The sequence below is a fragment of the Kitasatospora sp. NPDC093550 genome (assembly GCF_044764985.1).
Classification (GTDB): domain Bacteria; phylum Actinomycetota; class Actinomycetes; order Streptomycetales; family Streptomycetaceae; genus Kitasatospora.
The window spans coordinates 125,493-147,908 of sequence record NZ_JBIWJF010000003.1 but is presented as its reverse complement, the minus strand read 5'-3'; the positions used below and the strand labels follow the sequence as shown (position 1 = coordinate 147,908).

General features: G+C 74.3%; 20 protein-coding genes, 1 pseudogene and 1 riboswitch. Of the genes and pseudogenes, 11 read left to right on the top strand and 10 right to left on the bottom strand.

Going from position 1 to position 22,416, the window contains the following annotated elements; genetic code table 11:
* Nucleotides 1-11: 11 nt before the first annotated feature.
* The 5 genes from ACIRD3_RS06065 to ACIRD3_RS06045 all read right to left on the bottom strand — a co-directional run bounded on the left by ACIRD3_RS06065 (nt 12) and on the right by ACIRD3_RS06045 (nt 5,467).
* Nucleotides 12-1,346, bottom strand: a complete 1,335-nt coding sequence (locus ACIRD3_RS06065; protein ID WP_402212286.1) for an STM4012 family radical SAM protein — start codon at nt 1,344-1,346, stop codon at nt 12-14.
* Nucleotides 1,343-2,185 carry an STM4013/SEN3800 family hydrolase gene (locus ACIRD3_RS06060; RefSeq protein WP_402212863.1) on the bottom strand — a complete coding sequence of 281 codons (843 nt, stop codon included), beginning with the start codon at nt 2,183-2,185 and terminating at the stop codon, nt 1,343-1,345. The genes ACIRD3_RS06065 and ACIRD3_RS06060 overlap by 4 nt, the downstream gene beginning before the upstream one ends.
* A 95-nt stretch (nt 2,186-2,280) precedes the next feature.
* Complete coding sequence (locus ACIRD3_RS06055) at nt 2,281-3,405, bottom strand: STM4014 family protein (RefSeq protein ID WP_402212283.1); 1,125 nt, start codon at nt 3,403-3,405, stop codon at nt 2,281-2,283.
* Between the two features lie 15 nt (nt 3,406-3,420).
* Complete coding sequence (locus tag ACIRD3_RS06050; protein ID WP_402212280.1) at nt 3,421-4,356, bottom strand: STM4015 family protein; 936 nt, start codon at nt 4,354-4,356, stop codon at nt 3,421-3,423.
* 133 nt (nt 4,357-4,489) lie between these two features.
* A complete protein-coding gene (locus tag ACIRD3_RS06045; protein WP_402212277.1) occupies nt 4,490-5,467 on the bottom strand; it encodes an STM4015 family protein in 978 nt (325 codons plus the stop codon).
* 201 nt (nt 5,468-5,668) lie between these two features.
* Here ACIRD3_RS06045 and ACIRD3_RS06040 point away from each other — a divergent pair, with 201 nt between their 5' ends.
* From ACIRD3_RS06040 to ACIRD3_RS06030, 3 genes and pseudogenes are all read left to right on the top strand, one after another.
* On the top strand, nt 5,669-5,995 hold the full coding sequence (locus tag ACIRD3_RS06040) for a hypothetical protein (RefSeq protein WP_402212274.1): 327 nt from the start codon (nt 5,669-5,671) through the stop codon (nt 5,993-5,995).
* Between the two features lie 112 nt (nt 5,996-6,107).
* Nucleotides 6,108-7,244, top strand: a complete 1,137-nt coding sequence (locus ACIRD3_RS06035) for a DUF6745 domain-containing protein (protein ID WP_402212272.1) — start codon at nt 6,108-6,110, stop codon at nt 7,242-7,244.
* A 138-nt stretch (nt 7,245-7,382) separates the two neighbouring features.
* A pseudogene (locus ACIRD3_RS06030) lies at nt 7,383-8,178 on the top strand (MerR family transcriptional regulator).
* Between the two features lie 205 nt (nt 8,179-8,383).
* Here ACIRD3_RS06030 and ACIRD3_RS06025 read toward each other — a convergent pair.
* On the bottom strand, nt 8,384-9,169 hold the full coding sequence (locus ACIRD3_RS06025) for a class I SAM-dependent methyltransferase (protein ID WP_402212269.1): 786 nt from the start codon (nt 9,167-9,169) through the stop codon (nt 8,384-8,386).
* A 92-nt stretch (nt 9,170-9,261) separates the two neighbouring features.
* Here ACIRD3_RS06025 and ACIRD3_RS06020 point away from each other — a divergent pair, with 92 nt between their 5' ends.
* The 3 genes from ACIRD3_RS06020 to ACIRD3_RS06010 all read left to right on the top strand — a co-directional run bounded on the left by ACIRD3_RS06020 (nt 9,262) and on the right by ACIRD3_RS06010 (nt 11,566).
* Nucleotides 9,262-9,684 carry a hypothetical protein gene (locus ACIRD3_RS06020; protein WP_402212266.1) on the top strand — a complete coding sequence of 141 codons (423 nt, stop codon included), beginning with the start codon at nt 9,262-9,264 and terminating at the stop codon, nt 9,682-9,684.
* A gap of 7 nt (nt 9,685-9,691) precedes the next feature.
* Nucleotides 9,692-10,465, top strand: coding sequence for a class I SAM-dependent methyltransferase (locus ACIRD3_RS06015; protein ID WP_402212263.1), 774 nt, complete (start codon nt 9,692-9,694; stop codon nt 10,463-10,465).
* A 96-nt stretch (nt 10,466-10,561) separates the two neighbouring features.
* Nucleotides 10,562-11,566 carry a magnesium and cobalt transport protein CorA gene (locus tag ACIRD3_RS06010; protein ID WP_402212260.1) on the top strand — a complete coding sequence of 335 codons (1,005 nt, stop codon included), beginning with the start codon at nt 10,562-10,564 and terminating at the stop codon, nt 11,564-11,566.
* A 50-nt stretch (nt 11,567-11,616) separates the two neighbouring features.
* Nucleotides 11,617-11,791, top strand: a riboswitch (M-box (ykoK) riboswitch).
* A gap of 421 nt (nt 11,792-12,212) precedes the next feature.
* Here the strand turns inward: ACIRD3_RS06010 and ACIRD3_RS06005 are convergent.
* From ACIRD3_RS06005 to ACIRD3_RS05995, 3 genes are all read right to left on the bottom strand, one after another.
* Nucleotides 12,213-12,338 carry a hypothetical protein gene (locus ACIRD3_RS06005; RefSeq protein WP_402212257.1) on the bottom strand — a complete coding sequence of 42 codons (126 nt, stop codon included), beginning with the start codon at nt 12,336-12,338 and terminating at the stop codon, nt 12,213-12,215.
* A gap of 101 nt (nt 12,339-12,439) precedes the next feature.
* A complete protein-coding gene (locus ACIRD3_RS06000) occupies nt 12,440-14,752 on the bottom strand; it encodes an FtsX-like permease family protein (RefSeq protein ID WP_402212254.1) in 2,313 nt (770 codons plus the stop codon).
* Nucleotides 14,749-15,483 carry an ABC transporter ATP-binding protein gene (locus ACIRD3_RS05995; RefSeq protein ID WP_402212251.1) on the bottom strand — a complete coding sequence of 245 codons (735 nt, stop codon included), beginning with the start codon at nt 15,481-15,483 and terminating at the stop codon, nt 14,749-14,751. Before ACIRD3_RS05995 ends, ACIRD3_RS06000 begins: the two co-directional genes overlap by 4 nt.
* Before the next feature lie 139 nt (nt 15,484-15,622).
* Between ACIRD3_RS05995 and ACIRD3_RS05990 the strand changes: the two genes are divergently transcribed.
* On the top strand, nt 15,623-16,444 hold the full coding sequence (locus ACIRD3_RS05990) for a sensor histidine kinase (protein ID WP_402212249.1): 822 nt from the start codon (nt 15,623-15,625) through the stop codon (nt 16,442-16,444).
* A complete protein-coding gene (locus tag ACIRD3_RS05985; RefSeq protein WP_402212246.1) occupies nt 16,441-17,187 on the top strand; it encodes a response regulator in 747 nt (248 codons plus the stop codon). The genes ACIRD3_RS05990 and ACIRD3_RS05985 overlap by 4 nt, the downstream gene beginning before the upstream one ends.
* Before the next feature lie 153 nt (nt 17,188-17,340).
* On the opposite strand, the gene ACIRD3_RS05980 is transcribed toward ACIRD3_RS05985, so the two are convergent.
* Nucleotides 17,341-18,675: an NAD(P)/FAD-dependent oxidoreductase gene (locus ACIRD3_RS05980; protein WP_402212243.1), complete on the bottom strand. Its 1,335-nt coding sequence runs from the start codon at nt 18,673-18,675 to the stop codon at nt 17,341-17,343.
* A 319-nt stretch (nt 18,676-18,994) separates the two neighbouring features.
* On the opposite strand from ACIRD3_RS05980, the gene ACIRD3_RS05975 reads away from it, so the two are divergent.
* From ACIRD3_RS05975 to lepB, 3 genes are all read left to right on the top strand, one after another.
* Nucleotides 18,995-20,548: a hypothetical protein gene (locus tag ACIRD3_RS05975; protein ID WP_402212241.1), complete on the top strand. Its 1,554-nt coding sequence runs from the start codon at nt 18,995-18,997 to the stop codon at nt 20,546-20,548.
* A gap of 69 nt (nt 20,549-20,617) precedes the next feature.
* Nucleotides 20,618-21,214, top strand: a complete 597-nt coding sequence (locus ACIRD3_RS05970; RefSeq protein ID WP_350522648.1) for an XRE family transcriptional regulator — start codon at nt 20,618-20,620, stop codon at nt 21,212-21,214.
* Nucleotides 21,215-21,277: 63 nt separating this feature from the next.
* The gene (lepB, locus tag ACIRD3_RS05965) at nt 21,278-22,240 is read left to right on the top strand and encodes a signal peptidase I (protein WP_402212238.1); all 963 of its coding nucleotides are present in this window, start codon (nt 21,278-21,280) and stop codon (nt 22,238-22,240) included.
* Nucleotides 22,241-22,416 lie beyond the last annotated feature (176 nt).

The following is a 22,416-nucleotide window of genomic DNA, read 5'->3' as shown; positions in this document are numbered from 1 at the left end:
GCCGAGGAAGGTCATTTCGCCTCGTACGCCGCCATCAGGGCCCGGACCTCGGGCGAGAACAGCATCGGGCCGGCCGCGTCCGAGTGCGCCAGCCCCTCCGGGGAGAGCCGCAGCCGCTCCGGGTCGTCCGCCGCCAGCCAGCCGCGTTCGGCGAAGTCGGCGAGCTCGGCCGGGAAGTCCTCGGCGGGCGAACTGCCGAACCGGGCGCGGTAGTCGGCCAGCGGCATGCCCTCGGCCTGCAGCAGCGACTGCACCAGATGGCGCCGTCGCGGCTCCTCCCCGCCCATCCAGTGGCCCACCTCGGCGTGGTGGAAGTCCTCGGTGGCGACGTAGTCGTCGATGATGCCGCGCACCTCGGTGGCGTTCACCGCGTAGTCGAAGGAGTAGTGCAGCCGCGAGGTGTAGGAGCGGGCGCCGCAGCCAAGGCCGACCATGCCGTCGGTCTGGCAGGCGTACTCGCTCGCCCCGGCCTGCGGGGAGGCGGCGCGGCGGAACATCCGCATCGACACCTGCTGGTAGCCGTGGGCGAGCAGGTGGTCGCGGCCGGCGCGGTAGAGGGCGAGCCGGCGGGCGTCCCAGGCGGCGGGTCCCTCCTGCTCGCCGCGCCGGGCCAGGCCGGTCAGCGGGCGGACGTAGAGCGGGTAGAGGTACAGCTCCTCGGGCTGCCAGGCGAGGGCGGCGTCCAGCGAGCGGAGCCAACTCGCCTCCGTCTGGCCGTCGATGCCGTAGATGAGGTCGATGTTGAGCACCGGGAACCCGGCGGCGCGGATCCGGCCGAGGGCGGCCTCCACCTCGGCCCGCTTCTGCGGACGGACGGCGGAGCGGGCCTCGGCGTCGTCGAAGGACTGGACACCCAGGCTCAGCCGGGTGGTGCCCCGCGCGGCCAGCACCTCCAGCCGGTCGGCGGTCGCGGTGGCGGGCGAGGCTTCCACCGAGAGCGGTATCGCCCGCAGGTCGGCGCCCATCCGCCGCTCGGCGATGTCGCACAGGCGCTCCAGCTCACCGGCCGTCAGATAGGTCGGGGTGCCGCCGCCGAACGCGGCCAGCGCGAACCGGGCGCCCTCGTCCAGTGCCTCGCGGACGGCGCGGGCCTGGCGCTCCAGCGCGTCGAGGTAGGCCGTGGTCAGGCCCTCCGGGCTGCCGATCCGGGTGAACAGGTTGCAGAAGCCGCAGCGGACCTCGCAGAACGGGATGTGCAGGTAGAGCGAGAGCGCGTGCTGCGCCTCCCCGGCCCACAGCTCGCGCAGCGGCGGGCGCTCGGGCAGCGGGAGGTAGGCCGTCTTGTGCGGGTAGGCGTAGACGTACGACTGGTAGGGGGAGTCGGGGCGCGGGGGTGCGGTGGTCATGCGCGCTCCTCGGGGGTGGCGGTGGCGCCCGCCGTACGGGCGGGGAGGGTGAAGTGGGCGTACGGGACCGTCCACACGACCTCGTGGCCGATCCGGTGGCCGGTGTAGCCGTCCTCGCCGTAGGCGGTGCCGTGGTCGGAGCAGACGATCGCGAAGCAGGGGCGGCGGGCGCTCATCGCCGCGAACAGCCGGCCGATGTGGGCGTCCACGTACTCCAGGGCGGCGGCGTGGCTGGCCCGGGAGTCGCCGTGCTCGCGGGTGGCCCCGGGCAGGTGGAACCAGTTGGGCTGGTGCAGCGCGGAGACGTTGAGGAAGAGGAACAGCGGCTGGTCGGCGGGCTGTTCGGCGGCGACCCGCTCGGCGCGGGCGACCTGCTCCTCGAAGGACGTCGGGGAGGCCACACCCAGCTCGGGCGCCCAGTGGCTCTCCTGGAACAGGCCGGGCAGCACCGAACCGAGCGGGCCCTGCTTGTTGAAGAAGCCGACACCGCCGATGCACACCGTGCGGTAACCGGCTGCGGCCAGGGCGGTCGGCAGGTCGGGGGCGTCGAAGACCCAGGTGCGCGGGGCGGTGCTCTCGGAGCCGGCGAAGCGGGCCGCGAAGAGTCGCGGGTGCGGGCCGCCGGGGGAGGCCGGGGTGGGCAGGAAGCCGGCCAGGATCGCCTGGTGGGAGGCGTAGGTGAAGCTGCCGGGCGCGTGCCGGCGCTCCCAGCGGCCGCCGGGGAGGCAGCCGGCGAGGTGCGGGATCCGGCCCGCGGCGGCCAGCTCCTCGGCGACGTCGTAGCGCAGCGTGTCGAGGGTGACGAGCAGCAGGTCGTGGGTGCCCACGACCGCGTTCATGTCGGGTGCGGGTGCGGGTGCGGGTGCGGGTGCGGCGGCGAGTGAGGTGGTGGGTCCGGTGGCGACGGGTGCGGTGGCGGTGGCGGTCTGGTGGTTCATCGAGCGGGTTCCGTGATCTGGTGGTCCGTCGCCCGGAGCGGCGATCGGGAGGGTGAGGTGAGGGCGGCGAGCTGGGCGCCGTAGGTGTCCAGGCCCTCGGCGGGGCCGCCCGGCAGGCCGGTGAGCCGGGGGAGCAGGTCGCCGAAGGCGTTCACCTCGCCGACCAGGGCGCGCCGCCAGCCGGCGGTGGGCAGGACGTCGACGCCCACCATCGGCGAGCCGGGGAAGCAGGCCGCGGCGCGCTCGGCCGTCTCCAGCAGGGCCGGCCAGGCGGGTCCGGCGGCCTCCCGGGCCCCGTCGAGGCTGCCCCGGGCCCCGCCGAGGTGCAGGTTGGTCATCGGCTGGGTGCTGGTGCGCACCACGGCGTGGGTGGCCCGCCCCGCGACCACCACGACCCGCAGGTCCGCCGAGCGGCCGGACTGCGAGGCCTTCGGGATCCACTGCTCGACGTGCAGCCCGTCCGGCGCCAGGCGGTCGACGATGGCGGCGACCTCCCGCTCCGCGCGGTAGCGGCGTACCCGCAGCGAGTTGTGCAGCTCACCGTCGGCCGACTCGACCGAGGTGGTGGCCAGCAGTTGCCCACGGGGACCGAATTCCAGGGCCATCACCCCGGAGGCGGAGGAACCGTGCGCGGGCTTGACGAAGACCCGGCGCAGACCGGCCTCGGTGAGGCGCTCGCGCAACTGCTCCCAGCCGGTCACCTCGCCGCCGAGCGCCCTCGGCACCGGGACACCGGCCGCGGCGAGCAGAGCGTGCGCCCGGCGCTTGTCGAACATCACGGCGATCTCCTCCGGATCGCCGAGCAGGCGGACGCCCGGCCGGGCGGCCAGGCCGCGCAGCGCGGCCATCACGCCCGCGTACCAGGCGGCGGTGCCCTCGACCCTGGTCGGCGCGTAGCCGGGGCCGAGCGCCGGGCCGCGCAGCAGCCGGTCGACCTCGGGCTCCTCGCCGGGAGATTCGACGCGCAGCAGACCGCCCTCGGGCAGCCGGTACCGGCCGCGCAGCACGTCCAGCCAGGGCAGGACGGCCGGTTCGGGCAGCCCGGCGGCCCGGGCGGCGGCGGCGAACAGCGTCACCCGCCGGTGGCCCGGGTTGCCGAGGACGGTCAACTGCGGCGTCATCGTGGTGCCACCCGCCTACTCGGCGACCGAGACGTAGCGGTCGTCATCGTCGTCCTGGTCGGCGCCCTCGGCCTCGCTGAGGTCGATCTCGACGCCGGGCAGGGCCTGGCGCAGGCGCTGCTGCAGCTCCTCGCCGACGTAGTGGTGGTGCAGGTCGAGCGCGCGCAGGTGGGTGAGCGGCTGGCCCTCCAGCAGGGCGGCGACGCCCTCGTCGGAGAGCACGCCCATGGAGAGGCTGAGCGATTCCAGCCGGGCGACCACCGGCGCGTGTGCCACGGCGGCCGCGATGTCGTCCTGGAGCTCGCTGTTCTGCAGGCCGAGGTGGCGCAGCGCGGGCAGGCGGGTGCCGTCCAGGAAGGGGGCGAGGTCGTCCATCGTGGTGTCGCCGCCGTACTCGTCCACGCCGAGCCAGAGCTCCAGGCTCTCCAGCGCGGGCAGTTCGGAGCCGGCCACCGCGCGCACGACGGCGGACGGCAGGCCGCCGGACTCGAAGCTCAGGCTGGTCAGCCGGTCGTGCCGGACCGGCTCCAGCACGAGGTCCATGCCGCCGCGGACGGTCAGTGAGCGCAGCCCCGGGAAGGCCGTCAGCAGCGGGGTGACGTCGCCCATCTCCAGCCAGGAGATCTCGCACTCGTCGAAGGTCACCTCGCCGAGGAAGAGTGCCTCCAGGGCGGGCAGACGGTCCGCCTCGGCCGTGATGGCCTCGACCGCGGCGTCCACCGAGGAGTAGCCCTCCTGCCACCAGGCGCCGATCACCACGGCGCGGACCCCGGCCGGGTCGACGCTCCGGAGGAAGGACTGCCACAGCCGGCCGAAGTCCTCCTTGGAGCCGTACTCGAGGGAGAGCCGCCAGGCGACGGAGCCGGCGGCGGGCCGGGGCCGGGTGTCCTCGGCGTCGAACTCGTGGATCGGCAGCTCGTGGAAGCGTTCGATGTGGTGGCTGATGGTCATGTGGGGTCCTGGCGGTCGGGTCGGGTCGGTCGGGTCGGTCGGGTCGGGTCGGTCGGGTCGGGTCGGTCGGGTCGTTCGGTCGGTCGGACAGGGCCGGCAGGGGCGGTCCGTTGTGCCGCGCGGGCGCTGACGGCTACTCGGCCACGGCGACGTAGCGCCACCGGGCGTCGGGCGCGTTGCGCTCGGAGAGGTCGAGCTCCACCCCGGGCAGGGCCTCCCGGAGACGCTGGTGCATCGCGTCGCTGAGGAAGTTGTGGTGCAGGTCGAGCGCGCGCAGGTGGGTGAGCGGCTGGCCCTCCAGCAGCGCGGTGGCGCCCTGGTCCGTCAGCACGCCCATGGAGAGGCTGAGCGATTCCAGCCGGGCGACCACCGGCGCGTGTGCCACGTCGGCCGCGATGTCGTCCTGGAGCTCGCTGTTCTGCAGGCCGAGGTGGCGCAGCGCGGGCAGGCGGGTGCCGTCCAGGAAGGGGGCGAGGTCGTCCATCGTGGCGTCGCCGCCGTAGTTCTCGACCCCCAGCCAGAGCTCCAGCCGCTCCAGCGCGGGGAAGTCGCAGCCGGCCACCGAGCGCACCACCGAGCCCGGCAGTCCGCCCGCCTCGAAGCGCAGCGCCTTCAGCGCCTCGTGCCGCAGCGGCTCCAGCACCAGGCCCTCCTTACCGTCCCAGTCCCCCGAGGCGCCGCGCACCACCAGCTCGGCCAGCCGCGGGAACGCCGTCAGCAGCGGCGTGATGTCGCACTGCTGGATCCAGGAGATCTCGAACTGCTCGCCCGTGATGTCACCGACGAAAAGCGCGCGCAGGGCGGGCAGGCGCCCGGCGGCGGCGACGACCGCCTCCATGGGCTCCCGGAAGCTCTCCGGGTCATCCGACCACCACTGGCCGATCACGACGGCGGTGACCCGTTCGGTGTCGACCGCGTCCAGGAACCGCTGCCACGACTCGGTGAACGTCTCCTCCGCCTCGTAGTCGAGGTTGATCCGCCAGGCGACGGCGTCCGCCTCCGGCAGCCGGACGGCGCCGGCCCGGCCCTGCGCCGCGGCCTCCGCCGGGGCGTCGACGACGTCGAAGACGGGAAGACCGTGGAACTGCTCGATGTGCTCGTGGACGGTCATGCGCTGCTCCTCCGGGGTCTGAGCCGGACATCTGTCTACCAGCAGGGACTGACAGTCCGGCGGCCGGGTCGGCGACGGGACGGATTGTCAGACCCTTGCCCTATGTTCCGGTCATGGCTCCGGAGAGTGACCGCGGGAGGCGCCGCGGAGCCGTGGGTTCCGGTGTCCGCCGGGGTCCGGACGTACGGCGAGGGAGGACTGATGTACCGCCAGGGCGATGTGCTGATCGTGCCGGTCGAGGAGGACGCGGTGCCGCCGCGGGTGGCGGAGCTGGCCGTGCAGCCCCGGGACGCGCGGGGCCGGATGGTGCTGGCCCTCGGCGAGGTCACCGGGCACGCGCACGCCGTGGTCGGGCCGGGCGGGCTGCGCCGGGAGGCGGGGCCGTTCGGCGCGGGCTGGCTGCACCTGCCCGAGGGTGGCCGGGTGGTGCACGAGGAGCACGCGGCGATACCGCTGCCCAAGGGCTGGTACCGGGTGGTCCGTCAACGCGAGTACGTCCCCGGTGCGGTGCGGGTCGTCGCGGACTGACCTCCCCTGCCGGCGCCCGCCGCGGCGCGGGCAGGGCGCGGGCAGGGCCGCGGCAGACGGAACGAGAGCGGATGCGGCCGGGTGGGGCGCCCGGCCGGGAACGGAGCAGGCGATGGAGACGGTGACCCACGACGACCTGACGGACGCGCGCACGAGGGACACGGGGACGACGGACGCGGGGACGACGGCCGGGCCGGCCGAGGTGACGGCCCGCTGGCGCGCGGCCGCCGCGGCCACCGGGGCGGGGGACCGGGCGGCGGCCGAGCGCGCCGTCCGGGCCGCGTACCGCGCGGCCGGGCTGGCCGAGCCCGCGGCGGTCCGCTGGTTCGGCTCGCCGCTCGCCGCGGCCGAAGCGGCGCTGGAGCTGCGGGCCGCCGGGGCGGAGAGCGTGCGCGAGGCCGTGCGCACCCGGCCCTGGGAGGAGGCCCGGCGCCGGGCCGTCGACCTGGTAGGCCCGGCCGGGTGGGCGCGGCACTGGGCCCTGACCGGCGGTGAGCTCGGCCCGGTCACCACCCCGCTCGCCGACCGTGTGCGCAACGCCCTGCTCGACCGGCTGGCGCCCGAGGCCGACGGCGAGGCCGACACCGCCGTGGCCGCGGACGCCCGGGCCCGCCGCACCACCGTCCGGCTCGCGCTGCTGGACGCCGTCCGCGGCCAGCACGACGCCCCGTGGTTCGCCGCCTTCGAGGCCGCCGGGGCGAGTATCGACGCCGTCGGCCCGCTCGCCGAGCTGGCCGGGCAGGTGGGCTGGTGGTGGCCGTACCGGGAGGTGGCCCTGCTCAGCGAGCGCCCGACCGCGCTGCACCGCGACGAGGCGGGCCGGCTCGACCGCGCGGACGGCCCCGCCCTGGAGTACGCCGACGGCTTCGCCCTGCACGCCTGGCGCGGCATGCCCGTCCCGCCGGAGTTCCTGGCGGGCCTGGCCGGGGTGACGGCGGAGCGGATCCGCACCGAGGAGAACGCCGAGCTGCGCCGCGTCCTGCTGGAGCACTACGGCTACGAGCGCTACCTGGCCGACTCCGGCGCCGAGCCCGTCCACCGCGACGAGACGGGCGTGCTCTGGCGGATCGTGCTGCCCGACGACGAGCCGGTGGTGATGGTCGAGGTGGTGAACTCCACTCCCGAGCCGGACGGCACGTACCGCACCTACTGGCTGCGCGTGCCGCCGAGCACCCGCACCGCCCGGGCCGGGGTCGCCTGGACCTTCGGCATATCCGAGAGCGCCTACCGCCCGCAGCGCGAGACCTGACCGGGCCGGGGGCCCGGCTCCCGACGTCCGGAGCAGGTCACCGAGCCGCGCGGGTTGACCCTTACCCCACGTCAGGCCGCACGGTGGGGCGCACCGAAGGCACGGACGCACGGAAGCACGGACACGCGGGAGGGACTGATGAGCTGGTCGGTCGGACAGGTCTCCGGATTCGCCGGGGTCACCATTCGGACGCTGCACCACTACGACCGGTCGGGGCTGCTGTCGCCCAGCGAACGCAGCACGGCCGGCTACCGGCTCTACAACGGGGCGGACGTCGCCAGGCTGCAGCAGATCCTCTTCTACCGGGAACTCGGCTTCCCGCTCGACGAGATCGCCGGGATCCTGGCCGACCCGCAGGCCAACGCCCTGGACCACCTGCTGGCCCGGCGACAGGCCCTCACCGAGCAGGTCACCCGGCTGCAGAAGCTCGTCGACGTCGCCGAGCGGGCCATCGAGGTCCAGCGCACGGGGGTCGAACTCGGACCGGAGGAGCGCTTCGAGGTCTTCGGCGACGTCGTCTTCGACCTGAGTCATGCCGCCGACGCCCACCTCAAGTGGGGCGAGGGGGAGAGCCATCGGGGAGGCCCTGGCCCGCGCGGCCACCCACTCCAAGGAGGACTGGCGGCAGTTGATGGCGGAGGCCGCCGAGTGGCGCGGGCGGCTGCTGGCCGCCTTCGACGGCGGGCTGCCCGCCGACGACGCAGCGGTGCTCGACCTCGCCGAGGAGCACCGGCAGCACATCACCCGGTGGTTCACGCCCTGCCCGCCCGAGATGCACGGCCGGATCGCCGACGACTACGAGGCGGACGCCCGCGCGTTCGCCCTCGTCGTACCGGGAACCGAGCAGCGCCCCGGTCTGGCCGGCTACCTCCGCACGGTCATCGGCCGCAACGCCGAACGGCACGGCGCGGGCGACCGGGGGGCGATGCGATGAGGATCCCTTCTGGGCCGGCCGGCTCGCCCGGATCGGCGCTGCCACCGCGCCCACCCGGTTCGCCGACCTGACCGCGCGCGGGCTGGCGGCGGCCGTCCGGCAGGCCACCGGGGACCGTTCCCTGCGGGTGCGGGCGGAGGCGGCCGCCCGCGCGATGGCGGAGGAGGACGGCGCGGGGCTTGCCCGGTTCGGGGCGCGGCGGGACTCACGCCGTCCGGGCGGTCAGGACCGGTTGGAAGAACCCGGTGTCGGCGGGCGACCTCCAGTCGGGCGCGGTGAAACCCGCCTCCTCGGCGAAGGCGGTCACCTGCGCACGGGTGAGGGCCCAGTAGGTGGACCGATGGACGTCGACCCGCCACTGTCCGGCCTCGTCGGACAGCAGCTGGAACAGCTCCAGGTCGTACCGTTCGCCGTCCTCGTGCCACTGCCAGAGCTGGAAGACGACGGACCGCTGCCCGTCCCGCTCGGTGGTCTGGGGCGGAGTGGAGGTCGGCCGGGTGCGGCGCAGTTCGTCGTACGGGCGGGTGGTGAGCAGCAGCAGACCGCCCGGTCGCAGCACACGCCGCATCTCGCCGAGCGCGGCCAGCACGTCCTCGGCCGTGAGCAGGTGGGGCAGCGCGTTGTCGGCGCAGACGACGACGTCGAACCGGGCGTCGTGGAAGGGGAGTCGGCGAAAGTCGGCGGCCGCCGTGCGGAGCGGGAGGCCGCGCCGGGCGGCCTCGGTGGCGGCCCGGCCGACGGCCACCGGGCTGAGGTCGGTGCCGGTGACCCGGTGCCCGAGCGCGGCGAGTCCGATCGCCTGGGTACCGATGCCGCAGGAGCAGTCCAGCACCTCGGCGGCACGGCTGCCGAGGCGGTCAGCGAGACGGTCGCGGACCAGGGCGTCCAGCGCGGCGCCCTGGCGGGCGACGGAGGATTCCCAGTCGGGGTAGAGGAGGTGGTAGCCGGCCGCGAAGTCGTCGTAGAAGCGAGCGACGGGGGAGCTGCTCATGGCGCTATTCTCGCCGGGCGCGTCGGTGCGCCGAGCGGTTTCCGACGGTCCGGGCCGCCGCCCGGCCCGACCGGTTCGAGGAGGGGCGTCGGGTGGAGCACGCGCGGGACCGGCCGCCCCGCCCGGATGCGGCGCCGGTCGAGCTGCCCGAGGGTTCCTGGTGGGACTGGGACGTCTTCTCCTGGTGCCCCGGTGAGCTGCGCCTGGCCGCCGGCCATGACCTCTGCTACCGCCACGGCCTGGAGCTGGTCTTCGCCGACCCGCTCCACGTCCAGTGCCCGGCGTCCTTCCAGGACCCGGTCTTCCGCGCGGCCACGCCCGGGGAACGGCAGCGCGTCGAGCGGCAGTGCGGCGAGCCGCCGGGCGTGCTGGTGGCCTTCGAGGCGGACGGCGGCGGAGCGGAGCCGGTGACCGGGCTGATCGCCGCCGGGAGCCTGGAGGTGCGGCTCGGGCTGGTCCTGCGGTACGACGCGGGCACGGAATCCGGTGGCCGTACGGCGCCGCCGCCGGGATGATGCGGCCATGCGCACCTTCGAAGAGCTGATCGCCGAGGCCGAGACCGTGTCCGTGGACGGCTGGGACTTCTCCTGGCTGGAGGGCCGGGCCAGCGAGGAGCGCCCCTCCTGGGGCTACCAGCGGCTGCTGTCCGAGCGGCTGGGCACGGCCACGGCGGTGCTGGACGTCCAGACCGGCGGTGGCGAGGTGCTGGCCGGAGCCCTGCGGCTCGCCGAGCCGCGCGGCTGGCTCCCGCCCGTCGTGGCGGCCACAGAGTCCTGGCCGCCGAACGTCGCCCGTGCGACGCGGCTGCTGCACCCGCTCGGCGCGGTGGTCGTCGCGGACCAGGACGAGCCGCCGCTGCCGTTCGGCGACGAGGCCTTCGACCTGGTCAGCAGCCGGCACCCGGTGCGGGCCTGGTGGTCGGAGATCGCCCGGGTGCTGCGCCCCGGCGGCAGGTACTTCGCCCAGCACGTGGGACCGGCGTCCGTCTTCGAGCTGGTCGAGTACTTCCTCGGGCCGCAGCCGGAGGCCCGCGAGGGCCGCCGCCCCGAGGTGGAGAGCGCGGAGGCCCGGGACGCCGGACTGGAGGTGGTGGACCTGCGCTCCGAGCGGCTGCGCATGGAGTTCCACGACATCGGCGCGGTGGTGTACTTCCTGCGGAAGGTGATCTGGATGGTCCCGGGCTTCACGGTGGCCGCCCATCTCGACCGGCTGCGTGAACTGGACGCGCGGATCCGCGCCGAGGGACCGTTCGTCGCCCACTCGGCGCGGTTCCTGATCGAGGCGCGGAAGCCGTAGCGGTATCGGCGGCCGCCTCCCGCGGTGACGTGCCCGGTGCCGGAGCGGGTAGGTTGGCTGGCCGTCGGTGGCTCCGGGGTCGGAAGGTGATGGGTGATGGTCGCGCGGGCGGTGGTGGACTGTGCGCTGTACGAGGACGGGCGACGGTTGCCGGGCGACGTCGAGTTGTCACAGGTGCTGCGGCGGATAGGGGAGGCGCCGGGCCGGTTCGTCTGGATCGGTCTGTACGAGCCGTCCGCGGAGCAGTTCGCGCAGATCGCGGCGGCCTTCGAGCTGCACCCGCTGGCCGTGGAGGACGCGGTGGGCGCGCACCAGCGGCCGAAGCTGGAGCGGTACGGGGACACGCTGTTCCTGGTGCTGAAGACGATCACCTACGTCGAGCACGACAGGGTGACGGCGACCAGCGAGATCGTGGACACCGGCGAGATCATGGTGTTCGCGGGCCCGGGCTTCGCGATCGTGGTCCGGCACGGCAGCGCGAAGTCGCTGGTCGGGGTGCGCAAGGACCTGGAGGCCGCACCGGAGTTGCTGGCGCTCGGGCCCGCGGCCGTCCTGCACGCGGTGGCCGACCACGTGGTGGACCAGTACCTGGAGGTCGCGGAGGCCTTCGAGCGGGACGTCGAGGAGCTGGAGTCCGCGGTGTTCTCGCAGGAGCGCACCGACGACTCCGGCCGGATCTACCAACTCAAGCGTGAGCTCCTGGAGTTCAAGCGGGCCGTGCTGCCGCTGGGTACGCCGCTGCAGCGGCTGTCGGAGGGGTCGGTGCCGCAGGTGCCGGGCGGCATCGCGGCGTACCTGCGGGACGTCGCCGACCACCACGCCCAGGCGAAGGAGCGGATCATCGCGTTGGGCGAGCTGGTGGACAGCATCCTGGCGGCGAGCATCGGGCGCCTGTCGTTGCAGCAGAACACCGACATGCGCCGGATCAGTGCGTGGGCGGCGCTGGCGGCCGTGCCGACCCTGGTCGCCGGCATCTACGGGATGAACTTCGACACCATGCCGGAGCTGCGCTGGACGCTGGGCTACCCGGCGGTGCTGCTGTTCATCGTCACGGTGTGCGTGTTCATCTTCCGGGCGTTCCGCCGCAACGACTGGCTCTGACCCGGTGGTCACCGCACCGCCGCGACGGGTTTAGACTTGGCGCGGTTGTGAAGGCACCTCGTTCGGTGAGGCGTCGCCACGGACACAGGCCACTGACCCCACGACGTCGAGAGACGCCCAGGTTCAGGACAGGTCTCCCCGGCCTAAGGGGTGACCCCAAGTGGCTGCGCCTTCAAGGTGCTACGCCGTGGCGTGCCAAAGCTCTGACGAGATCAGGGGTGCTCTCCCGCGCCGGGGGACGGTTCGGTCCCGGGGTGGTGCGGTGGATCCTCCTGGTGGCCGTTTCCGGGTCGACGCCGCAGCGCGTCCAGGCGGTGAGGAGGTGAGAGCCGTGGAGTGCAGTAGTCCGGGCCGAAGTCGGCCCCGCTCCGGGATGTTCTCGTCCACTCCTGACGCCCGCTGTCCCTCCGTTCGCACGCCTCTCCGGTCCTCCCGCACGGCTCGCCGCTGAGCCGCGGGGCCGTTCCCGGGGCCGGTCGGCGTGCGCCGGACGTGGTTCCGGGCGCCTGTTCTGGTCTTCAAGTGCCGCAACCGGCTGTGCCGTTGTGTCGAGGGAGGGAGGCGCCATGCGCCGTTACGGTTCTGTGGTTGTGTTCTCGGCGATGTTCGCCTGGGTCGCGTTCATCACCGTCTGGATCGAGCACGGTCAGTAGGTCATCGGCAGGCCGGTGGGCCCGTCCGCCGTGCGCCGCCCGTCCGTCAGCGCCTGCCACACGATGTGCTGGCGCTGCCGGTCCAGCCGCCGTCCGACGTCCAGCCCGTGGATCGTCACCCCCGGCAACAGATCCGCCGGCAGCCGTTGCACACGCCGGCGGGGCCGGGTGGCGACCCCCGTCCGCCACTCGGCCCCTGGCAGCCGCCCACCCCGAGGAGTCACTCGTTGTGGAGTACCTCGGCGATCGGCAGCCGGGCCGCCGTGCGCGAGGGGAGCAGAGCGCCGAGGACGGCGATGAGGACGCCCGCCAGCGCGACGGCGATCAGTAGCGGGGCGTGCCACACGTTGATCATCGAGTCCGTGAACGCCAGGAGGGTGATGTTCTCGACGATCAGCCGGTGCGCGGCCATCCCGAGCGGGACGCCGATGATCCCGCTGACCAGACCCGGCCCGGTGACCGAGGTCACCGTCATCGCGACGACCTGGCGCGGGGTCATGCCGATCGACTTGAGCATGCCGAGGTCCCGGCGGCGCTCGCGGATGTTCAGCAGCACGGTGTTGAAGACGCCGAGGGCGGCGGCCGCGCACAGCAGCACGGTGAAGATCGTCGAGAAGGTGATCACCGAGGCGGTCGGGCCGTTCACGTCGTTCGTCACCACGTTCGGGTAGAGGCCGGGGTCGGCGTCCTTGATCGCCTTGACGTAGGCGTCGGCGTTCGCGCCGGGGGCGAGCCGCACGACGTACTCGACCACGTGCAGTTCCACTCCGGTCCCGGCCAGCGTCGCCGCGTTGGACGCCACCGCCCGGGCGTTGCCCTCGATGGGCTCACCGACGATGGTCACGGTCAGGAGCCGGCCACTGACGTCCAGGGTGATCCGGTCGCCGAGCTTGAGTCCGTGCTGGTTCAGGAACGCCGGTCCGGCGATCGCCTCGTCCAGCCCGGTCGCCGGGCGGCCCTTGACCACGTGCAGTGGCCGCTCGAGGGCGTCGCCGCCGTAGAAGTCGGCGAACACCGGCTGGGTGTAGCCGACCAGGCCGACCCGTTCGAACGCGCGCGAGGTCACCTGGTCGGATCCGGGCGTGGCGCGCAGCACGGCCTCGATCTGGGCGTCGGTCAGCTTCGGCACGCTCTGGTGGGCGTCGGCGGCGCCGATCTGCACGTGGACGAAGGTGCGGCCGTTGTCCCCGCCCGGTGGCTGCATGGAGGCGAGCAGCGTGTCGGTCAGGCCGGTGGCGAAGGTCACCGTGACCACCCCCAGCACGATGGACGCCATGGTGAGTGCCGTCCGGGCCGGGCGGGCGAAGGGCTGGCCGAGGCCGAGGCTGACCGAGCGCGGCAGCCGCGTGCCACCGAGCCAGCGCTGGACTCGCAGGCCGCGCCCGGCGCGCGGCGCGCTGCCGGCGGTGATCGCCTCGGCCGCGGAGATCCGATGGGCGCGCGAGGCCGGCAGGAACGCGGCGAGGGAGACCAGCAGGGGTACGGCGACCAGGCAGACGACCGGCAGCCAGGCCGGGGGCGCGAGCGCGGCGGTGCCGGTCTCGATCCCGGTGAAGGCCGTGTCGACGATCGGGCGGGCCAGCGCCCAGCCGGCGAGCGTGCCGAGGACGGCGCCGGCGATCGCGGGCACCGAGACCATGGCGATGTAGACCGCGACCACCTGGCGCGGGGTGAAGCCGAGCGCCTTGAGCACGCCGATGTGGCGGTAGCCCGACACCACCGCACCGCTGACCACGTTTCCGACGATCAGCACCGCGACCACCAGGCCGAGCGCGCCGAAGACCGACATGAACGGCAGGTAGGCGTCGGCCGAGGCGGAGAACGCCTGTTTGAGGGAGAGGTAGGACTGCGCGCTGGTCAGCGCGTCCCCGGGCAGGCCCTCGGTGACCTCTGCCAAGCCCGCCCTCAACACGTCGTCGCTGGAGGCGTCGGTGAAACGGTAGAGCATCTGCTCGGCGGTGGGATGCAGGGCGGCCATCTGCTCGGGGGTGACCCAGCCGCCCGCCGAGTTGCTCATGCTGTCGGCGATGCCGACCACGGAGAGCGGCGGAGCGCCGGTGGGCGCGATGGTCTGGCCCAGCAGGTTGTCGAAGGTGCCCCGGAAGCCCATGTGGACGACGACCTCGCCCGGCCTGGTGGCCCAGCGGCCGGCTGTCAGCTCCACGCGGTCCACCGGGCCTGCCGGGGCGGCCCGCCCCACCAGGGTGATCGAGCCGGGCGCGTGGCCCAACCAGTCGGCCGGGATGTTCAGAGTGATCTGGGCGAACGGCCCGGCGGCCGCCTCGACGCCCGGGCGGCGGGCCTCGGCGGCCAGTTGCTCCGCCGGGGCCTTGGCGGCGTCGAAGGTCGCAACCACGTGGGCACCGCGCTGCGCGTCGAAGGCCGCGTCGAACGGCGCCCGGGCGGCGCTCATCACGGCGAGCGCGAGCAGGATGGTGGTGGTCGAGCAGAGAACGACCAGTCCGATCACGATCGTCTGGACTTTGCGCCGCTTGACGGCAGCGCGCGAGGCCAGCCACACCGCCCCGGTCATGCCGTGTGCTCCAAGGACTCCACGGACCGCTCGCGGGCCACCCGGCCGTCCGCGACCTCGACCAGCCGACTGGCACAGCGGGTGGCCAGGTGCCGGTCATGGGTGACGATCAGCAGGGTCTGCCCGATCTGGTTGAGGTCGATCAGCAGGTCCATCACCTGCTCGCCGGAGCGGCTGTCCAGGGCCCCGGTCGGCTCGTCCGCGAGCAACAGCGCCGGACGGTTCATCAGCGCCCGGGCAACGGCCACGCGCTGGCGCTCGCCACCGCTCAGCGCGGCCGGGTAGGTGTCCTTGCGGGGGGCGACTCCGAGTTCGTCGAGCAGCTCCAGCGCCCGGCGGCGTGCCTGGCGGGCGGAGGTGCCGGTCAGCTGGGCGGCCAGCGCCACGTTGTCCAGGGCGGGCAGGTCGTCGATGAGGTTGAAGAACTGGAAGATCATGCCGATGTGCCGGCGGCGGAACAGGGCCAGCCCGCTCTCGTTCAGCTGCCCGAGGTCCTGGCCGTGTACGCGGACCGTGCCGGAGGTGGGCCGGTCCAGGCCGGCGACCATGTTCAGCAGGGTGGACTTGCCGCAGCCCGAGGGGCCCATGACTGCGACAGCCTCGCCCGCCCGGATCCGCAGGTCGATTCCGTCCAGGGCCTTGGCGTCCCCGAACTCCTTGTGGACCCCGGACAGTTCGACGACGACCTGCGCGCCGTCCTGCCGGGTGCTTTCGTCGTGATCATTGCTCATGGCACCCGACGGTAGGAGAGGTGGCCCGGGCGGGACATCCCACCCCTGGTGTAACCGTCCGGGACCGTAGTACCGGGGATGTACGCGAGCGGCACCCCCGGATGATGTGGATCACGACGCGAGCTGGGAAGCTGACGGCGTGTGGGGATCGGAGACAGGATGGATCGCCGCCCTGGCGGCGGCGGGAACGGCCGGCTGGCTGAGGGTCGCGCTCGGACGGGCGCGGCGGGCCTACCGGGAGGCCATCGGCGCGCGCGGCTGGCTCCTGGAACGGGAGCGGGAGAGCGCGGCGCGCACAGCCGTGGACGCCGAGCGGGCGAGGATCGCGGCCGAACTGCACGACATCGTCAGCCACAACGTGAGCCTGATGGTGGTGCAGGCCGGGGCGGCCCGCGAGGTGCTCGCCACCATGCCGGAGGAGGCGGCTGCCGCGATGGGCGCCGTCGAGTCCGCCGGCCGGGACGCGATGACCGAACTGCGGCACTTGCTCGGCCTGCTGGCCCCGGCGGCAGACGGCCGTGACGAGACGGAGGAAGCCGGCTTCGCGCCGCAGCCGACCCTGAGCCGGCTCAGCCCGCTCATCGACCGGTTCGCCTTCGCCGGCCTGCCGGTGGAGGTGCGGATCTCCGGCGAACCACAGCCGCTGCCCGGCGGCATCGACGTGACGGCGTATCGGATCATCCAGGAGGCGCTGACCAACGCGCTCAAGCACGGGGACGGGGTGAAGGCGGAGCTGACGATCCGCTACGCGGACCGCTACCTGCGGGTGGAGGTGCTGAACAGCGGGCCGAGCGTGCTGTCCGGCGATCCGGCGGGCGCCCCGCGGCGCGCCGACGGGGCCGGGCGCGGGCTGGTCGGGCTGCGCGAGCGGGTCGCGGTGTACGGCGGTGACCTCGACGCCCGGCGCCGGCTCGGCGGTGGCTTTCGGGTCCGCGCCCGCATCCCGCTGGACCGGCTGTGACGGGCGCGCCGCCGGACGGCCGGCGCGGGCCCCGGGTGGTGATCGCCGACGACCAGGAGCTGGTGCGCACCGGCTTCCGTATGATCCTCACCGCGCGCGGGATCGATGTGGTCGCCGAGGCCGTCGACGGGGCCGAGGCGGTCGCGGCGGCGGTCACGCACCGGCCCGACGTCGCGCTGCTGGACATCCGGATGCCGGGCATGGACGGCCTGGAGGCGGCCCGTCGCATCCTCACCCAGGTCCCGCGCTGCCGGGTGATCATGCTGACCACCTTCGACCTGGACCACTACGTGTACGCGGCGCTCGCTGCCGGCGCCAGCGGCTTCCTTCTCAAGGACGTCACGTCGGCCCACCTCGCCGCCGCGGTACGGCTGGTCGACACCGGCGACGCGCTGCTCGCACCGTCGATCACACGCCGCCTGGTAGAGCGTTTCGCGGCCGGCGCCCCGCGGCCGTCCTCCGCCGACAGCCCGGCGCCGCACCGCGACCTGGCCCCGCTGACACCGCGCGAGGCGGAGGTGCTCACCCTGGTGGGGCGCGGGCTGTCCAACGCCGAGCTGGCGGACGAGCTGACGCTCAGCGAGTCGACGGTGAAGACCCATGTGACCCGGATTTTCGCCAAGTTGAACCTCCGGGACCGGGCGCAGGCCGTCGTCCTCGCGTACGAGACCGGGCTGGTCACGCCGGGCGGACCGGGGCGAGGCACTGAGGAGCCGCGGAACCGGCGCCCCCGGCTCCCTTGAATGGGAAACGACCGGGGCGAGCGGCTTCGCGCTCGCGGCCGGTGCAACCTGTCCGCGTGCGGGCACGGGGTCAACACCCGTCCGGGACGGGTGTTTTCCCGTTCTTCGCGTTCGCGAGGCCCGGGCCGGGCCGCCGCCGGGCGCGGCCCGGGCTCAGTTCCGCAGGACGGCGGTGAGCACGGCGGGGCGGAACAGCAGGGAGGGCGGCTGCACCAGCGACATCACCTCGTGGAAGGCCGAGGTGACGACCGGGTCGCGGGTGGCTCCGGTCAGCACCTTGTCCAGGAAGCGGTGCTGCAGCTTGACCAGGGCGCCGGTCGGCGCGCCGGTGGTCGACTCGAAGCGGGCGTCCTCGGAGGAGGACATCACCCACGGGTCCTTGGAGGCCGACGCGATGGCGCGCCGGGCGTCCCGGGCCGTGGCGTGGCCGATGCCGCCGTGCCGCCGCACGGTGCGGCGCAGCTCCCGGGCGCAGAACAGCGCGACGGTGACCCCCTGGCCGTACACCGGGTTGAAGGTGCTCGCGGCGTCGCCGACGGCCACCAGGCCGTCCGGGCAGCTGCGTTCGTAGTGCCGCCGGATGCCGGGGCCGGGGAGGAAGCCGCGCACCTCGCCCGCCGGTTCGGCCTCGCGCAGGACGTCGCGGAGCAGCGGGTCGCGCAGTCCGGCCAGGTGCTCGGTGAACCCCTCCTCGCCGGGCCCGGGTTCGGCGCCGCGCATCCCGGCGAGGCTGACGATCCAGCGGTCGCCCTCGACCGGCAGCAGGACGCCCATCCGCGGCGCGTCCGGGGCCTTGGTCTGCAGGTAGACGGCCTGGCCGCCGAGGTCGACCCCGGCGGGGCGGTGGAACAGCCGGGAGGAGTAGGCGACGCCCGCGTCCACCCGCTCCTCGGGCACCGGACGGCAGCCGAGCTCCGCCAGCCACTTCGGCACCGAGGTCGAGCGGCCGGCCGCGTCCACCACCAACTCGGCCGGGACGTCGCGCACTTCGCCGCGCTCCGGGCCGCGTGCGCGGACCTTGACGCCGGTCACCGCTCCGGCGGACCCGAGCAGGCCGACCGCGTCGGTGCCCTCCAGGAACTCGATCGAGGCGTCGGCGCGGACCCGGTCCAGGACGAGCTGGTCGAGCACCGGCCGGGTGCAGGAGAGGAAGGCCATCCGGGCCGGGTACTCGGCCATCCAGCCGGCGGAGCTGAGCCACCTGACCTCGGAGGCCGTCACCCGGGTCGCGCCCGCGGCGAGCAGCTCCTGCTTGATGCCGGGCATCATCTCCTCCAGCAGCCGGTGCCCGGCCTCCAGCACCAGGTGCGCGTGCCGGCCCTGCGGCACCCCGGCCCGGAACGCCGCCTCCGCCGGGTAGTGGTCCCGTTCCACCACGACGATCCGTTCGGCGTGGCCGCGCAGCGCCCATGCCGCCGCCAGTCCGGCCAGTCCGCCGCCGATCACCACCGCCGTGCCCCGCCCCGGGGCCCTGTCCGAAGAAGTCATGACACGTAGCGTAGTGGCGTGGACCGGCCTCCGTAACCGCTTCACCTGGATGAACGTCCCTGTACGGGGCGGTCGTTGACGCCGGGGCATGCGGCGCGGCGCGTCTCCGTCGCGTGCGGGAGCGGCGCTAAGGAAGCGTCAAGATCGGGGCCCGGTGGCGTCAAGGAGCCGTCAGGGAACACCGTGCTGCCCGGGGCGCGGGACTAGCGTCGCGCGGCGGAAGGCAGAGCGGCGCGCAGAAACGGTTCTGCGGGGCGGGGTTCTCCGGTGCGTCCGGAACCCCGGCGGGCCGTGCCACGGGGGAAAGGGACGAGTGGTCATGACGACCTCCACAGAGCGCAGGGCGACCACGTCCGGGGCGGAGGGCCGACCCGGGAAGGCCGGGCCGGCCTCTTCGGATGCGGCGGGCCGGTCAGGCGCCGGGGCGCGGTCCGGCGCCCGGGAGCGGTTCGGCCGTGCGGTCCGTACGCTCGGCGGCCGGGCCCACCGGACCACCCCGCGCCTGGTGCGCGGCCTCACCGCGCTGAGCCTCGCCGCCCTGCTCGGCCTCGGCGCCACCGCCACCGCCGTGCTCACCGGGGCCCGCGACGGTGCCGACACCATCGGCCACCGGGCCGCTCCGCAGGCCACCCGCGCCGCCGACCTGTACTTCGCGCTCAGCGACATGGACGCCCAGGCCGCCAACCTGCTGCTGATCGGCGCCGACCCCGACTACCCGACGCTGCGCAAGCAGACCCTGGACACCTACGAGCAGCGCCGGGCCCAGGCCGACGACGACCTGCAGCAGGCCGCCCAAGCGGCGGCCGACGACCCGGCCGGGCAGCGCGCCGTCCAGCTGGTGCTCGGCCGGCTCGGCAGCTACGAGGCGCTGGTGGCCCGGGCGCAGCTGCTGGAGGAGCAGGCCGCCGCACCGGCCGGGCAGCCGGCGCCGGCCGCGCTGGAGACCTACCGGCAGGCCACCGACCTGCTGCGCCGGCAGCTGCTGCCCGCCGCCGACCAGGTCACCGTCGCCAACGACTCCGCCGTCGAACGGGTCTACCGGCAGCAGCGCGACGACCTGGGCAGCGGCTGGTGGTGGCTGCTCGCGGTGGGGCTGCTCACCCTCGCCGCGCTGCTCGGGCTCCAGCGCGTCCTCGCGGTGCGCTACCGCCGGGTGCTCAACCCGGCGTTGGCCGCCGTCACGCTGCTGACCGGCGTGCTGCTGGTGACCGGGCTCAACCTGGTGGGCCGCGCCGAGGACCACCTGGTGACCGCCAAGAGCAACGCCTACGACTCGGTGATCGCCCTCAGTCGGGCCCGCGCCGTCGCGTACGACATGAACGCGGACGAGAGCCGCTACCTGATCGACCCGAGCCGCGCCGTCGGGTACGAGCAGACCTTCCTCGAACAGACCCAGGCGATCGCCCGCTTCGACGGTGCCACCGTCGCGGGCTACAACTCCCTGCTGGCCGACGCCGCGCGGCGGCACCGCGCGGACCGCACGGTCGTCCCGTTCGGCGGCTACCTCGGCGGCGAGCTGCGCAACATCACGTTCCCGGGCGAACGGGACGCCGCCGAGCGCGTGCTGGACACCTTCCAGCAGTACCAGCTGACCGACCGCAGGATCCGCGACCTGCACGACGCGGGCAGGCTCAAGGAGGCGGTCACCCTCAACACCGGCCTGTCCAAGGGGCAGTCCAACTACGACTTCCAGCAGCTGGCCGACGCGATCGGCGACACCATCACGATCAACTCCGGGGCGATGGACCGGGCGATCGCCGCGACCGACGACGACCTGGACGGCGGCACGGCGGCCCTGGCCGCGGCCGCGCTGGTGGCGGCGCTCGGCCTCACCGCGGCCGGCGTGCGGCCCCGACTGCGCGAGTACCGGTAGCGGGTGGCCGTCGGCCTCACCCAGCTGCCGGATTGACAAGAGCCCTTGCCATACCGGCACATGGCAGGCATGGCCGACGAAGAGTTCGAGAACGTCCTCACCACGGTGGGCCCCCGGCTGCGCGCCCTGCGCCGGGAGCGCGGCACCACGCTCGCCAAACTGGCGGCGGCGACCGGCATCTCGCTCAGCACGCTGTCCCGGCTGGAGTCCGGGCAGCGCAAGCCGACCCTGGAGCTACTGCTGCCGCTGGCCCGGGAGTACCGGGTGCCGCTGGACGAACTGGTCGGCGCCCCGGCCACCGGCGACCCGCGGATCCACCCGCGCCCGGTCACCAGGAACGGCCAGACGATCATCCCGCTCACCCGCCACCTGGGCGGGATGCACGCCTTCAAGCACATCGTGCCGCCGGGCCGGAACACCGAGCCCGAACCGGAGTTGAAGGTGCACGAGGGCTACGAGTGGCTGTACGTGCTGTCCGGCCGGCTGCGGCTGGTGCTCGGCTCGCGCGACCTGGTGCTGACGGCCGGTGAGGCCGCCGAGTTCGACACCCGCACCCCGCACGCCTTCGGCAACGCGGGCCCGCAGCCGGTGGAGTTCCTGAGCCTGTTCGGCCCGCAGGGCGAGCGGATGCACGTCCGTGCACGCCCGGGAACCTCCGTTCGGTAGGTTCGTTCCTGACAGGGGGTCTTCGTTGGGGCTCCCGTCGGGCCGTCGGGAGGGGCCGAGGACATGAGTGTGCAGCAGAGCGCGGAGTCCGGCGAGAGCGGCGGAGCCGCGGAGCGCGGCGGGGCCGAGGACGGCCGCGCGGGCGCGACCGCGACGGCGGGCACGGAGGCGGCGCGTTCGGCTGCGGGTACGGCCTCGGGCACGTCCGCAGGCCCGGCGGAGGAGTCGCAGGCGAAGCGCCCGCGCAAGAAGCGCCCGTTCTGGCAGGAGCTGCCGATCCTGCTGGTGATCGCCCTGCTGCTCTCGCTCGGCATCAAGACCTTCTTCGTGCAGGCCTTCTCCATCCCCTCGGGCTCGATGGAGCGGACCCTGGCGATCGGGGACCGGGTGCTGGTCGACAAGCTCACCCCGTGGTTCGGCGCGGAGCCCGAGCGCGGGGAGGTGGTGGTCTTCCGGGATCCCGGCGGCTGGCTGGAGGGCACGCCGACGACGTCCGGCGACGACGTCATGGGCACCGTCCAGAAGGTGCTGAGCACCGTCGGCCTGATGCCCTCGGCGGACGAGAAGGACCTGATCAAGCGGGTGATCGCGGTCGGCGGGGACACCGTCCAGTGCGAGGCGGGCGGCCCGGTGAAGGTGAACGGCGTCGCGCTGGACGAGCCGTACCTGTTCCCCGGCTCGACGCCCTGCGACAACGACCCGGTCGGCAGCGTCACCGTGCCCAAGGGCAAGCTCTGGGTGATGGGCGACCACCGCAACAACTCGCGGGACTCCCGCTGGCACCACAACGAGACCGGTGACGGCTTCGTGCCGGTGGACAACGTCGTCGGCCGGGCCTTCGTGGTGGCGTGGCCGCTGTCGGACTGGTCCACGCTGCCCGTGCCGGACACCTTCGACAAGGTGCCGGCCGGGGCGGCCGGAGCCCCGATCTGGAACGCGCCCGAGGCGCCCGGGGCGCTCGCGCTGGCCGGGGTGGTGCCGGTGGCGCTGTGGCGGCGCAGGCGTTCGGCGCGCAAGGGGCGCTGAGCCCGCCCCGCCCCGCCCCGCCCCGGCCCGCGCGACCGCGCAGACCGGCCCGCCCCGACCCGCGCGACCGCGCAGGCCGGCCCGCTCCGCCCGGCCCGGGCGGGCGGGTTCGGCGGAACTCCCCCCGTCTTCCTCTACACGCCTGTAGAGTTCCGAGGGTGCTGAGCTGCACCCCG

Excerpts from the sequence above, each read along its gene's own strand:
- ACIRD3_RS06000 (WP_402212254.1), bottom strand. The coding sequence starts at position 14,752 with ATGACCGGGGCGGTGTGGCTGGCCTCGCGCGCTGCCGTCAAGCGGCGC.
- ACIRD3_RS06015 (WP_402212263.1), top strand. The coding sequence starts at position 9,692 with ATGCGCACCTTCGAAGAGCTGATCGCCGAGGCCGAGACCGTGTCCGTG.
- ACIRD3_RS06050 (WP_402212280.1), bottom strand. The coding sequence starts at position 4,356 with ATGACCATCAGCCACCACATCGAACGCTTCCACGAGCTGCCGATCCAC.
- lepB (WP_402212238.1), top strand. The coding sequence starts at position 21,278 with ATGAGTGTGCAGCAGAGCGCGGAGTCCGGCGAGAGCGGCGGAGCCGCG.
- ACIRD3_RS05975 (WP_402212241.1), top strand. The coding sequence starts at position 18,995 with ATGACGACCTCCACAGAGCGCAGGGCGACCACGTCCGGGGCGGAGGGC.
- ACIRD3_RS06040 (WP_402212274.1), top strand. The coding sequence starts at position 5,669 with ATGTACCGCCAGGGCGATGTGCTGATCGTGCCGGTCGAGGAGGACGCG.
- ACIRD3_RS06010 (WP_402212260.1), top strand. The coding sequence starts at position 10,562 with ATGGTCGCGCGGGCGGTGGTGGACTGTGCGCTGTACGAGGACGGGCGA.
- ACIRD3_RS05995 (WP_402212251.1), bottom strand. The coding sequence starts at position 15,483 with ATGAGCAATGATCACGACGAAAGCACCCGGCAGGACGGCGCGCAGGTC.
- ACIRD3_RS06060 (WP_402212863.1), bottom strand. The coding sequence starts at position 2,185 with ATGAACGCGGTCGTGGGCACCCACGACCTGCTGCTCGTCACCCTCGAC.
- ACIRD3_RS06055 (WP_402212283.1), bottom strand. The coding sequence starts at position 3,405 with ATGACGCCGCAGTTGACCGTCCTCGGCAACCCGGGCCACCGGCGGGTG.
- ACIRD3_RS05980 (WP_402212243.1), bottom strand. The coding sequence starts at position 18,675 with ATGACTTCTTCGGACAGGGCCCCGGGGCGGGGCACGGCGGTGGTGATC.
- ACIRD3_RS06045 (WP_402212277.1), bottom strand. The coding sequence starts at position 5,467 with ATGACCGTCCACGAGCACATCGAGCAGTTCCACGGTCTTCCCGTCTTC.
- ACIRD3_RS06035 (WP_402212272.1), top strand. The coding sequence starts at position 6,108 with ATGGAGACGGTGACCCACGACGACCTGACGGACGCGCGCACGAGGGAC.
- ACIRD3_RS06025 (WP_402212269.1), bottom strand. The coding sequence starts at position 9,169 with ATGAGCAGCTCCCCCGTCGCTCGCTTCTACGACGACTTCGCGGCCGGC.
- ACIRD3_RS06065 (WP_402212286.1), bottom strand. The coding sequence starts at position 1,346 with ATGACCACCGCACCCCCGCGCCCCGACTCCCCCTACCAGTCGTACGTC.
- ACIRD3_RS05970 (WP_350522648.1), top strand. The coding sequence starts at position 20,618 with ATGGCCGACGAAGAGTTCGAGAACGTCCTCACCACGGTGGGCCCCCGG.